Here is a 14,217-nt window from a genome sequence, read left to right on the forward strand (position 1 = left end):
TGCACACTGGGTCCATTCCCATGGATTGCGTGAACCGTTGAACGCCCTCGACACCATGCGCGCCCTGGCCAGCCAGGGCGAAGTGCTCAACTTCGCGCCGGGGGATTTCATCTTCCGCACCGGCGAGATGGGCGACTGCATGTTCGGGGTGCTCGATGGCACCGTTGAGCTGAACTGGAACGATGGCCTGGGCCATGAGCAGATCCAGTCGGGCGATGTGTTCGGCGCCGGCGCCCTGGTGACCCCCGAGCATCGCCGCTTCGGCAATGCCCGCGCCCTCACCCCCTGCAAGCTGCTGGTGATGAACCGCGAGAAGTTCCTGTTCGCCGTGCAGGAGTCGCCGATGTTCGCCATCGAGCTGCTCAGCGCCATCGATCAGCGCCTGCGCAAGCTCAAGGACTGCACGCGGATGGTGTAGGCCGAGCGCGGCAGGGCTGCCCGCCTGGCAGTGGACCTCAGCCCCGCTGGAACAGCAGCCGCTTGATCACCCGCTGGGCGATGTCGCCGTAGCCCATCTCGCCCGAGAGGATCTGGGCGATGCGCTGGGGTGCCGTGGGCCGCTTGATGCCGAGCTGGTAGCCCACCTTCGGCACCCGATAGAACACCTGGGCGATGCGCCGCCCCCAGGCCATCGAGTCGCCCCACTGCTCGCGCATGGCGGCCGTGTAGCCCGCCAGGGCTCCGGCCTCGCCGCCAAGGTGCCGGTCGAGGGCCTCGGCGGCCCGCACGCCGCTGAGCAGGGCCGGCCGCAGCCCCTCGGCCAGGAAGGGGTCGCACAGGGAGGCGGCGTCGCCCACCACCACCACGCCGGGCGCGTGCAGCGGATGGTGCCCGTCCCACACCCGCAGTGGCGAGCTGAAGCGCTCGCCCGCCCCGGCCGGCAGGCCCAGGCTGGGCAGCAGCCGCGCCAGCACCCCATCGGCATCGGTGGCCTCGCGGCCGATGAAGGTGCCCACGCCGATGCTGTAGCCCCCCTTGCGGGGGAAGGCCCAGCAGAAGCCGTGGCGCACCAGGCCGAATTCAAATCGGGCCGTGCCGGGCTCGGCCACCGGCGCCTCCACCTCCACGGCCACGGCCGAGGCGAAGCGGGGCCGGGGCGGGCCCAGGCCCAGGGGGGCGGCGAAGGGCGAGCCGGAGCCGTCGGCCACCACCAGGGCCCGGGCGGTGACCACCCCCGCCGGCGAACCGCCCGCGGCGGCGGCGCCTGGACCGGTGACCACGCGCCACAGGTCGCCGTCGCGGCTGATCGACTCCACCGGCGCGCCATCCTGCAGCTCGGCCCCGGCCAGGCAGGCCTGTTCGCCGATGTAGCCGTCCAGAACCGAACGGCGCACGATCCAGAAGGGGGCATCGCCGGGCAGCACCGCCGTCACCGGGTCTTCGAGGCACCAGGTGAAGCGCACCTGGCCGATCACCTGATCCACCGCCGGGGCCAGATCGAAGGGGAACCAGCGCTGCACCGACGCCGCCATGCCGCCGCCACAGGGCTTGCGCCGCGGCAGGCGCTCCCGCTCCAGCACCAGCACCCGCCGTCCCCGGGCCGCCAGGTGAAAGGCGGCGGCCGATCCGGCGGCACCGGAGCCCACCACGATCACGTCGAAGTCTGCGGGCATGGCGGTCCGGCGTGGGGAGGGGCCGATCAGGGCTGGCTGCTGATCCGGAGGAGGCGTCGATTCAGAGCGCCTTCTCGATCAGCGAGGAGTGTCGATCAGACCTTGAGGATGTCGGCTTCCTTATCGGCAAGCTGCTTGTCGATCAGGGCGATGAACTTGTCGGTGAGCTTCTGCACCTTGTCCTGCTCGTCGCGGCTCTGGTCCTCGGAGAGCTCGGCCTCCTTCTCCTGCTTCTTCACCTTGTCGATGGCGTCGCGGCGGATGTTGCGCAGTGCCACCTTGCCCTCCTCCGCATACTTGGCCGCCAGCTTGCAGAGGTCCTTGCGCCGGTCCTCGGTGAGGGGCGGGATGTTGATGCGGATGCTGCGGCCGTCGTTGTTGCAGGTGAGGCCCAGGTCGCTGGTGGCGATCGCCTTCTCGATCACGTTGATCGAGCTGGCATCGAAGGGCTGGATCTGGATCGTGGAGGAGTCGGGGGTGGAGATCGTCGCCAGCGACTTCAGGGGAGTCTCGGCGCCGTAGTACTCGACGCTGATCTTGTCGAGCAGGGAGGGGTTGGCCCGGCCGGTGCGGATGGTGTTGAAGGTGCGCTGGGTGGCGTCCACCGACTTGCGCATGCTGGCTTCGAGATCCATGGCGGGACTCAGGCGGAGATGACGAACGGGAACGGGGCCAGCTTGCTCCGGTGCGGAGCCGCGGGTTCAGGCCGAGGGGGTGATGCGGGTGCCGATCGGCTCACCCGCCACGGCCCGGCCGATGTTGCCGGGGCCGAACAGATCAAACACCACGATCGGGATGGCGTTGTCCTTGCACAGGGCGATGGCGGTGCTGTCCATCACGCCCAGCTCGCCGCTGAGCACGTCCTGGAAGGTGAGGCTCTCGTAGCGCCGGGCGTCGGGGTACTGGGCGGGGTCCCGGTCGTAGACCCCATCCACCTTGGTGGCCTTGAAGACCACGTCGGCGCCGATCTCGGCGGCCCGCAGGGCAGCGGTGGTGTCGGTGGTGAAGAAGGGGTTGCCGCAGCCGGCCCCGAAGATCACCACCCGGCCCTTCTCCAGGTGACGGATCGCCTTGCGTCGGATGTAGGGCTCGGCCACCTCCTGCATCGAGATGGCGCTCTGCACGCGGGTGGGCACGCCGGCCCGCTCCAGGCCGTCCTGCAGGGTGATGGCGTTCATCACTGTGGCGAGCATGCCCACGTAGTCGGCGGTGGCGCGGTCCATGCCGGCGGCGCTGCCCTTGAGGCCGCGGAAGATGTTGCCGCCGCCCACCACGATCGCGACCTGGGCGCCGGTGGCCACCACCTGGGCCACGTCACTGGCGATCGATTGCACGATGGCGGGGTCGATTCCATACCCCTGGTCGCCCATCAGGGCCTCGCCGCTGAGCTTGAGCAACACGCGCCGGTAAGCCATCGGTCTGCGCTCGCGGCACCTTTCGGCCGAACAGTAGCAAGCGTGCGCTCCGGCGCCGAAACGCCCTGCGGCCGGGCCGATTCACCCATCGGCGGCCCCCCGCGCGATCGGCAGGACGCCGCCGCGCCGGGGAGCCGTCGGCTCAGTACTCGATGCCGGCCTGGGCCTTCACGCCCTGCTCCCGGAAGGGGTGGCGCAGCAGCTTCATCTCCGTCACCAGGTCGGCCCGCTCCAGCAGGGCCGGCGGGGCGCCGCGGCCCGTGAGGGCCACATGGGTGAGCTCGGGCCGCAGGGCCAGCCCCTCCAGCACCTGCTCCACCGCCAGGTAGCCCAGCTTGAGGGCCACGTTCACTTCATCGAGCACCACGAGCTTGCGGCTGGCATCGGCGAGGTAGTCGAGCGAGCGCTCCCAGGCCCGCTGCACCAGCTGGCGGTCGCGCTCGCGGTCCTGGGTCTCCCAGGTGAAGCCCTCCCCCAGGGCGTGCCAGGCCAGGGCGTCGCCGAACAGCTCCAGGGCCCGGGCCTCGCCCGGCTGCCAGCCGCCCTTGATGAACTGCACCACCGCCACCGACTCGCCGTGGCCGAGGGTGCGCAGCACCAGCCCCAGGGCGGCCGTGGTCTTGCCCTTGCCGTCGCCGGTGAACACCAGCACCAGGCCCTTCTCCAGGTTGCGCTCGCCCACCCGCTGCTGCTGCACCTCCTTGCGGCGGGCCATGCGGCGCCGGTAGCCGTCCTGGTCGGCCTCGGGGGCCAGGTCACCGCCCGGGCCCAGTTCGGCGGCGACCTGATCGAGTTCGGTGTCCGGCACGGGTGGGGCGCTGCAGCGGTGCGCGCACTCTGGCGGGCTCAGGCGGCCCGTTGGCGTAGGCCCGCCCGCGCGAGCGCCGTATCCACCGCCTGCTGCTGGTCGCGGCGGGTGATCCAGTGGTGGTAGGTGCGGGTGTGGATCGCCACCGAGTGGCCCATCATCCGCGCCGCCACCGTGTCCGGCAGGCCGATGTGGATCGTGCGCACGGCCCAGGCGTGGCGCAGGTCGTAGGGGGTGAGGGGCAGGCCGTAGCGGCGGAACTGCTCGGCCACCCGCCGGCCCACCTGCTGCAGGGTGGTGTGGCGCAGGTCGGTGCACACCGGCGGCAGCAGCTCGCGGGCCTCCCCCAGGGCCTCCAGGCCGAAGTGCTCCACCCACTCCGGCTGGAACGGCCACACCTGGTGCTCGCCGGTCTTGGAGGTGGGCAGCACCCGGATCACCCGATCGCCGCCGGGGGCCAGGGCGGAGAGGTCGCTGAAGAACACCTCGTGGTTGCGCAGGCCGTAGGTGGCCATCAGCCCGTAGGCCAGGCGCCAGCCGGGGTTGGGGATGGCCTCGAGGGCGCCCAGGATCTGGCGATCGCTCGGCAGCTGGCGGAACTGGGCGGCGTGCAGGCCGTAGCCGCCGGCCCGCTCGCCCCAGTCGGCCGGCAGGGCCAGCCCCTCGGCCCTGGCCAGGGCGGCCAGGGCGGTGCCGCATTGCTGGCGGCCCCGGGAGGCGAGGGGGTAGCTCTCCAGCACGGCCTCGAGCAGCGGTGGCTGCAGCCGGTCATGGCCGTCGGCCTCGGCCTGGCGGCGCAGGCGGCGCAGGTAGGGGAGGTAGGCGGCGGTCCAGGTGCTGCGGCTGCCGGCGGGATTGCGGCGCCGGCGCGGATCGGCACCGAAGGCCTGCTCGAAGCGCCGCAGGGCCGGCTCCAGGGCGATCCCCGCGGGCGATCCCTGGCCCCCGGCTCCTGCGGCTGCGGCCCCGCCCGCGGGCCTGCGCCCAGCGGCCGTGCCCCCGGTGCCCTGGCTGCTGGGCACCACCCCCCAGGCGTCCCAGCGGAAGCGCTGCTGCTGCAGCTGCTGCAGCACCTGGCGCAGCCGCTGCCGGGCCTGCTCCAGGCCCGCGGCGTCGGCCGTCAGGCCGAGGCTGAGGCGCTGCACGGGGCTGCGGCCGCTGCCGCGCTTGCAGGGCAGGGGCCCGCGCAGGCCCAGGCGCTCGCCGCGGCGCTCCAGCCGCAGGGCCACGCCGCTCTCGGCCAGCAGGGCGTTGTGGCGGCGGATCTCCCCATCCAGCGGGTGCGGCGGCGGCGACATCACGGGGCGCTCGGGGCCCGGCAGGGGCCTGACCCTATCGAGCCCGCCCGGTCCGGTCGAGGCCCCAGCGGCCGCGGACAGCGGGCCCACGGCCTGCAGGGTTACGCTCACCGCCAACTCCCCTAGCTGGAACGAAGCGGGCATGGCCAAGGTCGGCGTGGTGCTGCTGAACCTGGGCGGCCCCGAGCGCATTCAGGACGTCGGCCCCTTCCTCTACAACCTGTTCGCCGACCCGGAGATCATCCGGCTGCCGATCCCGGCCCTGCAGAAGCCCCTGGCCTGGCTGATCAGCAGCCTGCGCTCCGGCAAGTCGAAGGCGGCCTACGAATCGATCGGCGGCGGCTCGCCCCTGCGCCGCATCACCGAGCAGCAGGCCCGTGAGCTGCAGAGCAGCCTGCGCCAGCGCGGCATCGAGGCCACCAGCTACGTGGCCATGCGCTACTGGCACCCCTTCACCGAGTCGGCCGTGGCCGACATCAAGGCCGACGGCATCGAGCAGGTGGTGGTGCTGCCGCTCTACCCCCACTTCTCGATCAGCACCAGCGGCTCCAGCTTCCGGGAGCTGCAGCGCCTGCGCCAGGCCGATCCCGCCTTCTCGAGGCTGCCGATCCGCTGCATCCGCAGCTACTACGACGACCCCGGCTACGTGGGCGCCATGGCCGAGCTGATTGCCCGGGAGATCCAGGCCTGCCCGGAGCCGGCCACCGCCCACGTGTTCTTCAGCGCCCACGGCGTGCCCAAGAGCTACGTGGAGGAGGCGGGCGATCCCTACCAGCAGGAGATCGAGGCCTGCGCCCGGCTGATCATGGAAAAGCTGGAGCGCGACCTGGGCCACCCCAACCCCTACACCCTGGCCTACCAGAGCCGGGTGGGTCCGGTGGAGTGGCTCAAGCCCTACACCGACGACGCCCTGCACGAGCTGGGGGAGCAGGGGGTGAAGGACCTGGTGGTGGTGCCGATCAGCTTCGTGAGCGAGCACATCGAGACCCTCGAGGAGATCGACATCGAGTACCGGGAGATCGCCACGGAGGCGGGGATCATCAACTTCCGCCGCGTGCCCGCCCTCGATACCACCGCCTCCTTCATCACCGGCCTGGCGGATCTGGTGCAGCACGCCCTGGAGGGCCCGGAGGTCAACCTCGACCAGGCGGCGGCCCTGCCGAAGCGGGTCAAGCTCTACCCCCAGGACAAGTGGGCCTGGGGCTGGAACAACAGCTCCGAGGTGTGGAACGGCCGCTTGGCGATGCTCGGTTTTTCCGCTTTCCTGCTGGAGCTGATCAGCGGTCGCGGCCCCCTGCATGCGATTGGCCTGCTCTGATTCCCGCCGCCGGCGGGGCTGGACCGGGGCCCGGGGCGGCACCCGTTCGGGAATGGCCGGCCTGGCTGCTCTGCTGGGCCTGACGGCCCTGGCCCTGGGCCCCCTCGGCCGGCCGGCCCTGGCGGAGCTGCGCTGGCGCCAGGGGGTGTTCCCCGTGGCCACCTTCCTGGGCTACACCAGCCACTTCGGCCAGCGGGTGGGGCCGAGTGGCCGCAGCGAGCCCCACTACGGCCTCGACATCGCCGCGCCCATGGGCTCGCCGATCCGCAGCTGGTGGGGCGGCGTGGTGGCCGATGTGATCAACGACGGCGCCTGCGGCATGGGCCTGGTGATCACCTCGGGCCCCTACGAGCACATCTACTGCCACCTCTCGGGCTCCGCCGCCGGTGGGGTGTACCGCAGCGGTCCGGTGGCCCTCGCGCCGGGCATGGGCGTGCGCGGCGGCCAGCTGATCGGCCACGTGGGCATGAGCGGCCGCACCACCGGGCCCCACCTGCACTGGGGCATCCGCTACCAGGGCCGCTGGCTCAACCCCGGCGCCATCCTCAAGGCCATGGCCCGGGCCCGCAGCCTCCGCTGAGGCAGTGTCCGCCGACGCAGCCTCCGTTGAGGCTGCGTCGGCGGCCGCGGGGTCGTGTCAGCTGAACAGCCAACCCCCCGGTGCCCGAACCAAACCTTAGGGTTGTTCCTATCGTGTCGATCTCCACCCGCTGAAGTCGTGACCGTTACGTCCGTTTCTCCAGCGGCTACCGCCGCCATCCCGTCGTATCCCGCCCGCGTCAACGGCGGCTACGCCCTGATGGACGCGCTGCACCGCCACGGGGTGGAGCACATCTTCGGCTACCCCGGCGGGGCGATCCTGCCGATCTACGACGAGCTGCACAAGGCGGAAGCCCGCGGCTGGCTCAAGCACATCCTGGTGCGCCACGAGCAGGGCGGCACCCACGCCGCCGACGCCTACGCCCGCGCCACCGGCAAGGTGGGCGTGTGCTTCGGCACCTCCGGCCCCGGTGCGACCAACCTCGTCACCGGCATCGCCACCGCCCAGATGGACTCGGTGCCGATGGTGGTGATCACGGGCCAGGTGCCCCGCGCCGCCATCGGTACCGACGCCTTCCAGGAGACCGACATCTTCGGCATCACCCTGCCGATCGTGAAGCACTCCTGGGTGGTGCGCGACCCGCGGGACATCGGCCGGATCGTGGCCGAGGCCTTCCTGATCGCCGCCAGCGGCCGGCCCGGCCCGGTGCTGATCGACGTGCCCAAGGACGTGGGCGTCGAGGAGTTCGACTACACGCCGGTGGAGCCCGGCACGGCCATCCCCGCCGGCTTCAAGCTGGCGCCGGCGCCCCGGCCGGAGCGGATCGAGCAGGCCCTGGAGCTGATCCGCCAGGCCCGCCGCCCCCTGCTCTACGTGGGCGGCGGCGCCATCAGCAGCGGCGCCCACGAGGCGGTTCAGCAGCTGGCCGAGCGCTTCCGCCTGCCGGTCACCACCACGCTGATGGGCAAGGGGGCCTTCGATGAACTGCATTCCCTGTCGGTGGGGATGCTGGGCATGCACGGCACCGCCTATGCCAACTTCGCCGTCACCGAGTGCGATCTGCTGATCGCCGCCGGCGCCCGCTTCGACGACCGGGTCACGGGCCGGCTGGACAGCTTCGCCCCCCGGGCCCAGGTGATCCACATCGACATCGATGCTGCGGAGGTGGGCAAGAACCGGGTGCCGGAGGTGCCCGTGGTGGCCGACGTGAAGCAGGCCCTCGAGCAGCTGCTGGCCGCCTCTGAGGGTGAGGGCTCCGCGGGCCGCACCGAGGCCTGGCTGGAGCGCATCAACACCTGGAAGCACCACTACCCGCTGGTGGTGCCCGCCCCCGAGGGGGAGATCGCCCCCCAGGAGGTGGTGACCCTGCTGCAGGAGCTGGCCCCGAGCGCCTACATCACCACCGACGTGGGCCAGCACCAGATGTGGGCGGCCCAGTTCCTGCACACCGGCCCGCGCCGCTGGATCAGCTCGGCGGGCCTGGGCACCATGGGCTTCGGCATGCCCGCCGCCATGGGTGTGCAGACGGCCTTCCCCGACGCCCAGGTGATCTGTGTGGCGGGCGACGCCAGCATCCTGATGAACATCCAGGAGCTGGGCACCCTCAGTCAGTACGCCCTGCCGGTGAAGGTGGTGGTGCTCAACAACGGCTGGCAGGGGATGGTGCGCCAGTGGCAGGAGAGCTTCTACGGCGAGCGCTACTCCGCCTCCGAGATGACCGATGGCATGCCGAACTTCCCGGCCCTGGCCGAGGCCTTCGGCGTGCGCGGCGTGAAGATCAGCGAACGCTCCGAGCTGCGCGAGCGCCTGGCGGAGGCCCTGGCCCACCCCGGCCCGGCCTTCATCGAGGTGCAGGTGCGCCGCAACGAGAACTGCTACCCGATGGTGCCCCCGGGTGCCAGCAACGCCCAGATGGTGGGTCTGCCCAGCCACCCTGAGCTGGCGATCGACACCACGCGCCATTGCAACAGCTGCGGCAACACCACCGTGAGCTCCAGCCTCTACTGCCCCAGCTGCGGCGCCAAGCTCTGACGCCCCCGGTGCCCCCCTGGCCCAGGCGGCTGCGCCAGGTTCGCGTCCACGCGATGGGCTGGCTGATCGGCCTGGTGGCCCTGGCCTCCCTGCTGCTGCCTCAGCCCGCTCTGGCGGCGGAGGTGCTGCAGGTCCGCAGTGGCACCCTGCTGCAGATCGGTGACGGCAACCGCAGCTACGCCGTGGAGCTGGCCTGCGTGGCGGTGGCGCCCGCCGATGACGCGGCCGCCGCGGCCTGGCTGCGCCAGGCCCTGCCGCGCCGCAGCCGCGTCAACCTGCGGCCCCGCGGCTCCGACGACGGCACCCTGCTGGCCTCCGTGCAGCGCCTCGCCCCTGGCAGCGGCTCCGAGCCGCGGCTGGACATGGGGGAGGGCCTGGTGGCCGCGGGCCTGGCCACGCCTTTGCCAAACTGCGGTGGCTGACGCCCGCTGCTGACCGCAGATCCACCGAGCGCCATGGGTCTCAACCGCACCGCCAAGGGCATCGTGCTCGTGCCCAGCCTGCTGCTGGGCAGCGCCTTTCTGGCGGCGGCGGCCTGGGGCGAGGCCGGCTCCAACCGGCCCCTGGCGCTCGGCCTGGGGGCCGCGCTGATGGGGGCCGGTCTCCTGGCCCAGCTGCTGCCGGAGCAGGCCCCCGAGAACGCGGAGCTCGACGAGGGGGGCTGACTCTCCAGGCCTGGGGCCCTGCTCAGCTGGCCTACTTGCCCGGCGCTGGAGCCGCGGCCGGGCCGCCCTTGCCCTGGTTGTCGCGCACCAGGCGGAAGTACTCCTGGGTCGGGAAGATCACGTAGCTGTCCTCGGGCGCCTTGATGATTTCCCGCAGCACGGCGGTGAGATCGGCCACCTGGGGCTTGAGCTTGTCCTTGTCCGGCAGCTTCGCCAGGGCCTGCTGCATCTCGTCGTAGCTGAGGAAGAACACGCCGCGGGGGCCCTTGGGCGTGTTGATCGTGAGGAACGGCTTGGCGAAGAACACCGGCACGCTCAGGCCCTCCTCGATCTGCTTGTCGCTGAGGCCCTGCTGCTTGAGCATCGCCACGGCCTGCTGGCGATCGCGCGGGTTGACCACCACCGGCGCCACCAGGGGCTTGGTCTTGTCCTTGAGCTGCTTGTTGAGCTCGGCCACCCGCTCGTTCATCACGTTCAGGGGGATCGCCAGCACCTGGGCCTTGAGGCTGGGGCTGGTCTTGCGCAGGTTGGCCAGCTCCTGGTCGGCCTTGGCGCGCTCAAGGTAGAGGGGCAGCAGCAGGGCCTTCTCCCGGGGGATCGGCAGGGGAATGCCCTTGTCGTCGGCCAGCACGAAGACGGGGATCACCTCGAGCTTCTTGATCGCCTCGGCTTCCGGAATCGCCAGGGCACGGTCCGGGGCCGTCAGGGTCAGCCCGGCACCGAGCAGCAGGCCGAGCAGTCCCCGGGGGACCCTGCGGCGCCTCCCACCGGAGTGGGCATGGGAGCGGCGGGCCTGCATACGACCAACTGTGGAAACGCCGAGCCTAGTCAGGTGAATCGGCCTAGCTTGCTGCGGCTGGGACGGTGCACGCCATGACCACCGCCGAGGTCACGGGACCCGCCCGGGCCAACGACGCCAGGGCCACCATCGCCACGGAGACGCCACCCGCCATGACGCCCCTGCCGGCCAGCCGCCATCCCCGGATCGGGCGCCAGCTCCCCGGCCTCGGTCTGGCGGCGGTGCTGCTCGGCAGCCAGGGGCTGGCGGCCAGCAGCCCCCTGCCCAGCGCCGTGCGCCTGCTGCTGCCGAGTGAGGGCCTGCTGGCCGGCCTCGGAGACGGGCTGCGCCGCGGCTACGGCCTGGCGATGGAGCAGGCCCGCGCCTGCGGCCTGGAGCCGCCGGGTCTGGCCCTCGGCTGGCTGCCCCCCGGTGCCGATCCGGAGCGGGCCCTGGCCAGCCTGGCCCGCTCCCAGCTGGTGATCGCCCCGCCGGCGGCCCCCGTGGAGCCCTACGGACGGCTGGCGGAGCAGCAGCGGCTCACGGTGCTGCTGCCCCTGCAGCGGGGCAGCTCCCTGGAGCGCCTGCCGCTGCTGCCCGGGTCCGACCGGCTCTGGCCCGTGGTGCCGGCCCGCAGCCTGGTGGCCGACCGTCTGGCCCAGGGGCTGCTGGCGGCCAACCGGGCCAGCGTGATGGTGGTGCGGGACCGCAGCGGTGAGTCCAGGGCCCTGGCCGAGCGCTTCACGGCCAGCCTGCGCACCGCCGGCGGCCGCACCACCGGCTTCCAGGAGGATCCCCTGGCCATCGACCCCAGCGACGCCAAGGCCCTCGCCCAGCTGCGGGCCGACGTGGACTGGTACCGCCCCCAGGCCCTGGTGGTGTTCACCCGCCCTGGCAGCGCCCTGGCCCAGGCCCTGCGCCAGGCTGACTGGCCGGCCGGGCTGGTGCTGGCCTGGCCCTTCCCGCTGCAGCCCTCCCAGGACCCCGGAGCGACGGCCCAGCTGGGGGTGGATCCCCAGGGCCGGGGCGAGGGCTGGACCGCGTTCGCGCGCCGCTTCCAGGACCGCTGGGGCTACCGGCCGGCCCTGGTGGAGGCCGCCGGCTACGACACCGGCCAGCTCACGGCCCTGGCCTCCCTGGCCCCGGCCGGCCGGCCGGGCTGGGATCTGGCCTGGTTCCGGCCCCAGGGCCGCAGCCTGCCGCTGTGTGAGGCGATCCGGGCCCGGCGCAGCGGCCAGAGCGTCCGCCCCCGCGGCGCCGCCAGCCGCCTGGACCAGACGGCCGGCACCCCCCCCACCGCCACCCTCCAGCTCAGCCCCGCCCCCGCCCAGCCATGACCGACCGCTCCTCGCCGCTGGTGGTGCCCCTGGAGGCGGTGGGCATCGACGCCATCGCCGAGGTGGGCGGCAAGAACGCCTCCCTGGGCGAGATGATCCGCGAGCTCTCCGCCGAGGGGGTGCGGGTGCCGGGCGGCTTTGCCACCACGGCCCGGGCCTACCGCCACTTCATCGCCAGCGGCGGGCTGGCCCAGCGGATGCACGCCATCCTCGATGGCCTCGATGGCAGCGACATCGCCGCCCTGCAGGCGGCCGGTGCCGCCGCCCGGGCCCTGCTGCTCGGCGCGCCGCTGCCGCCCGATCTGGAGCAGGCGATCCTCACGGCCTACCGCCAGCTGGCCCCGGCCGGCGGCGGCCCGGTGGCCGTGGCGGTGCGCTCCAGTGCCACCGCCGAAGACCTGCCCGATGCCTCCTTCGCCGGTCAGCAGGAGACCTACCTCAACGTGCACGGCGAGGCGGCCCTGATCGCGGCCTGCCGGCGCTGCTACGCCTCGCTGTTCACCGATCGGGCGATCTCTTACCGCCAGATCAACGGCTTCGACCACTTCGAGGTGGCCCTCTCGATCGGCGTGCAGCGCATGGTGCGCTCCGACCTGGCCGCCTCGGGCGTGATGTTCAGCATCGACACCGAGACCGGCTTCCGCGACGCGGTGCTGCTCACCAGCGCCTACGGCCTGGGCGAGAACGTGGTGCAGGGGGCGGTGAACCCCGATGAATACCTGATCTTCAAGCCCACCCTCACCGAGGGCCTGGCGCCGATCCTCAGCAAGCGGCTGGGCAGCAAGGCGATCCGCATGGTCTACGGCGAGGGGCCGGACCAGGCCTCCACCCGCAACGTGGACGTGCCGGAGGCCGAGCGCCGGCGCTTCGCCATCGCCGACGACGAGGCCCTGCAGCTGGCGCGCTGGGCCATCGCGATCGAGCGCCACTACAGCGCCCGCCGCGGCCAGCCCACCCCGATGGACATCGAGTGGGCCAAGGACGGCGAGAGCGGCGAGCTGTTCATCCTGCAGGCGCGGCCGGAGACGGTGGAATCGCGCCGCAGTGCCTCGGTGCTGCGCAGCTGGCACCTGGCGCCCCACGGTGCCGAGCTGCTCTGCAGCGGCCGGGCCATCGGCGCCTCGGTGAGCAGCGGCCGGGCCCGGATCATCCAGAGCCCCAGCGAGATCCAGCGCTTCGCCAAGGGGGATCTGCTCGTGACCGAGCGCACCGACCCCGACTGGGAGCCGATCCTGAAGATCGCCAGCGGCGTGATCACCAACCAGGGCGGCCGCACCTGCCACGCCGCGATCATCGCCCGTGAGATGGGCATCACCGCGATCGTGGGCACGGGCGATGCCACCGCGCGGATCCCCGATGGCGAACAGATCACCGCCAGCTGCTGCGAGGGCGACGAGGGCCGGGTGTACCGCGGCACCGTGCCCTTCACCCTGGAGGAGCGGGAGCTGGGCGACCTGCCGGCCACCCGCACCCAGATCCTGATGAATGTGGGCAATCCGGAGGAGGCCTTCAACCTGGCCCGCATCCCCTGCGACGGCGTGGGTCTGGCGCGGCTGGAATTCATCATCGCCAACCACATCAAGGTGCACCCCCTGGCCCTGCTGGAGCCCGGGCGGGTGGCCGATGCGGGCGAACGCCACGCCATCGCCGAGCTGGTGGCCGGCTACGCCAATCCGGCGGAGTACTACGTGGACCTGCTGGCCCAGGGGATGGCCCGCATCGCGGCGGCCTTCTATCCCCGGCCGGTGATCCTGCGCTTCTCCGACTTCAAGAGCAACGAATACGCCAAGTTGCTGGGCGGTGCGGCCTTCGAGCCCGACGAGGAGAACCCGATGATCGGCTGGCGGGGGGCTTCGCGGTACCACTCACCGGCCTTCCGCGAGGCCTTCGGGCTGGAGTGCCAGGCCCTGAAGCGCGTGCGGGAGGGGATGGGGCTCAGCAACGTGATCCCGATGATTCCCTTCTGCCGCACCCCCGAGGAGGCGGACAAGGTGCTGGCCGAGATGGCCCGCCATGGGCTGGTGCGGGGCCAGGCCGGGCTGCAGGTGTACGTGATGTGCGAGCTGCCCAGCAACGTGATCGGAGCCGAGGCCTTCGCCGAGCGCTTCGACGGCTTCTCGATCGGCTCCAACGACCTCACCCAGCTCACCCTGGGGCTGGACCGGGATTCGGCCCTGGTGGCCGACCTGTTCGACGAGCGCCACGCCACGGTGAAGGCGATGATCAGCCTGGCGATCCGCACCGCCAAGCGCTGCGGCCGCAAGATCGGCATCTGCGGCCAGGCCCCGAGCGACTACCCCGAGTTCGCCCAGTTCCTGGTGGAGGAGGGGATTGACTCGATCAGCCTCAACCCCGATGCGGTGATCGACGCCCGCATCCGCGTGGCGGCCCTGGAGGCCCAGCAGCGGTGACC

The 14,217-nt window shown here is 72.3% G+C and carries 14 protein-coding genes; 8 read left to right on the top strand and 6 right to left on the bottom strand.

Annotated features, from left to right (window positions below):
* The first annotated feature begins 37 nt into the window (after positions 1-37).
* Entirely contained in the window at positions 38-418 is a 381-nt protein-coding gene (locus ACLV7J_RS00915; protein WP_411867255.1) for a Crp/Fnr family transcriptional regulator, read from the top strand.
* A gap of 37 nt (positions 419-455) precedes the next feature.
* Here ACLV7J_RS00915 and ACLV7J_RS00920 read toward each other — a convergent pair whose 3' ends face one another.
* The 5 genes from ACLV7J_RS00920 to ACLV7J_RS00940 all read right to left on the bottom strand — a co-directional run bounded on the left by ACLV7J_RS00920 (position 456) and on the right by ACLV7J_RS00940 (position 5,134).
* A complete protein-coding gene (locus ACLV7J_RS00920) occupies positions 456-1,613 on the bottom strand; it encodes a geranylgeranyl reductase family protein (protein WP_411867256.1) in 1,158 nt (385 codons plus the stop codon).
* Between the two features lie 95 nt (positions 1,614-1,708).
* A complete protein-coding gene (frr, locus tag ACLV7J_RS00925; protein ID WP_411867257.1) occupies positions 1,709-2,248 on the bottom strand; it encodes a ribosome recycling factor in 540 nt (179 codons plus the stop codon).
* Between the two features lie 66 nt (positions 2,249-2,314).
* On the bottom strand, positions 2,315-3,028 hold the full coding sequence (gene pyrH, locus ACLV7J_RS00930) for a UMP kinase (RefSeq protein ID WP_255128260.1): 714 nt from the start codon (positions 3,026-3,028) through the stop codon (positions 2,315-2,317).
* Between the two features lie 142 nt (positions 3,029-3,170).
* Entirely contained in the window at positions 3,171-3,836 is a 666-nt protein-coding gene (gene cobO / locus ACLV7J_RS00935; RefSeq protein WP_411867258.1) for a cob(I)yrinic acid a,c-diamide adenosyltransferase, read from the bottom strand.
* A gap of 38 nt (positions 3,837-3,874) precedes the next feature.
* On the bottom strand, positions 3,875-5,134 hold the full coding sequence (locus tag ACLV7J_RS00940) for a site-specific integrase (protein WP_411867259.1): 1,260 nt from the start codon (positions 5,132-5,134) through the stop codon (positions 3,875-3,877).
* A gap of 142 nt (positions 5,135-5,276) precedes the next feature.
* Here ACLV7J_RS00940 and hemH point away from each other — a divergent pair, with 142 nt between their 5' ends.
* The 5 genes from hemH to ACLV7J_RS00965 all read left to right on the top strand — a co-directional run bounded on the left by hemH (position 5,277) and on the right by ACLV7J_RS00965 (position 9,689).
* Positions 5,277-6,452, top strand: a complete 1,176-nt coding sequence (gene hemH / locus ACLV7J_RS00945) for a ferrochelatase (RefSeq protein ID WP_411867260.1) — start codon at positions 5,277-5,279, stop codon at positions 6,450-6,452.
* Between the two features lie 52 nt (positions 6,453-6,504).
* The gene (locus ACLV7J_RS00950) at positions 6,505-7,032 is read left to right on the top strand and encodes a M23 family metallopeptidase (protein ID WP_411867261.1); all 528 of its coding nucleotides are present in this window, start codon (positions 6,505-6,507) and stop codon (positions 7,030-7,032) included.
* Positions 7,033-7,170: 138 nt separating this feature from the next.
* The gene (gene ilvB / locus ACLV7J_RS00955) at positions 7,171-9,024 is read left to right on the top strand and encodes a biosynthetic-type acetolactate synthase large subunit (protein WP_411867262.1); all 1,854 of its coding nucleotides are present in this window, start codon (positions 7,171-7,173) and stop codon (positions 9,022-9,024) included.
* Positions 9,025-9,032: 8 nt separating this feature from the next.
* Entirely contained in the window at positions 9,033-9,446 is a 414-nt protein-coding gene (locus ACLV7J_RS00960; protein WP_411867263.1) for a nuclease, read from the top strand.
* Between the two features lie 33 nt (positions 9,447-9,479).
* Positions 9,480-9,689, top strand: a complete 210-nt coding sequence (locus tag ACLV7J_RS00965) for a GIVxVP protein (protein WP_411867264.1) — start codon at positions 9,480-9,482, stop codon at positions 9,687-9,689.
* Positions 9,690-9,720: 31 nt separating this feature from the next.
* Here ACLV7J_RS00965 and ACLV7J_RS00970 read toward each other — a convergent pair whose 3' ends face one another.
* Positions 9,721-10,488, bottom strand: coding sequence for a Tic22 family protein (locus ACLV7J_RS00970; RefSeq protein WP_411867265.1), 768 nt, complete (start codon positions 10,486-10,488; stop codon positions 9,721-9,723).
* 74 nt (positions 10,489-10,562) lie between these two features.
* Here ACLV7J_RS00970 and ACLV7J_RS00975 point away from each other — a divergent pair, with 74 nt between their 5' ends.
* Positions 10,563-11,804 carry an ABC transporter substrate-binding protein gene (locus tag ACLV7J_RS00975; RefSeq protein WP_411867266.1) on the top strand — a complete coding sequence of 414 codons (1,242 nt, stop codon included), beginning with the start codon at positions 10,563-10,565 and terminating at the stop codon, positions 11,802-11,804.
* On the top strand, positions 11,801-14,215 hold the full coding sequence (ppsA, locus tag ACLV7J_RS00980) for a phosphoenolpyruvate synthase (RefSeq protein ID WP_411867267.1): 2,415 nt from the start codon (positions 11,801-11,803) through the stop codon (positions 14,213-14,215). The genes ACLV7J_RS00975 and ppsA overlap by 4 nt, the downstream gene beginning before the upstream one ends.
* Positions 14,216-14,217: the final 2 nt, after the last annotated feature.

The organism is Vulcanococcus limneticus LL, assembly GCF_943369875.1.
GTDB lineage: Bacteria > Cyanobacteriota > Cyanobacteriia > PCC-6307 > Cyanobiaceae > Vulcanococcus > Vulcanococcus limneticus_A.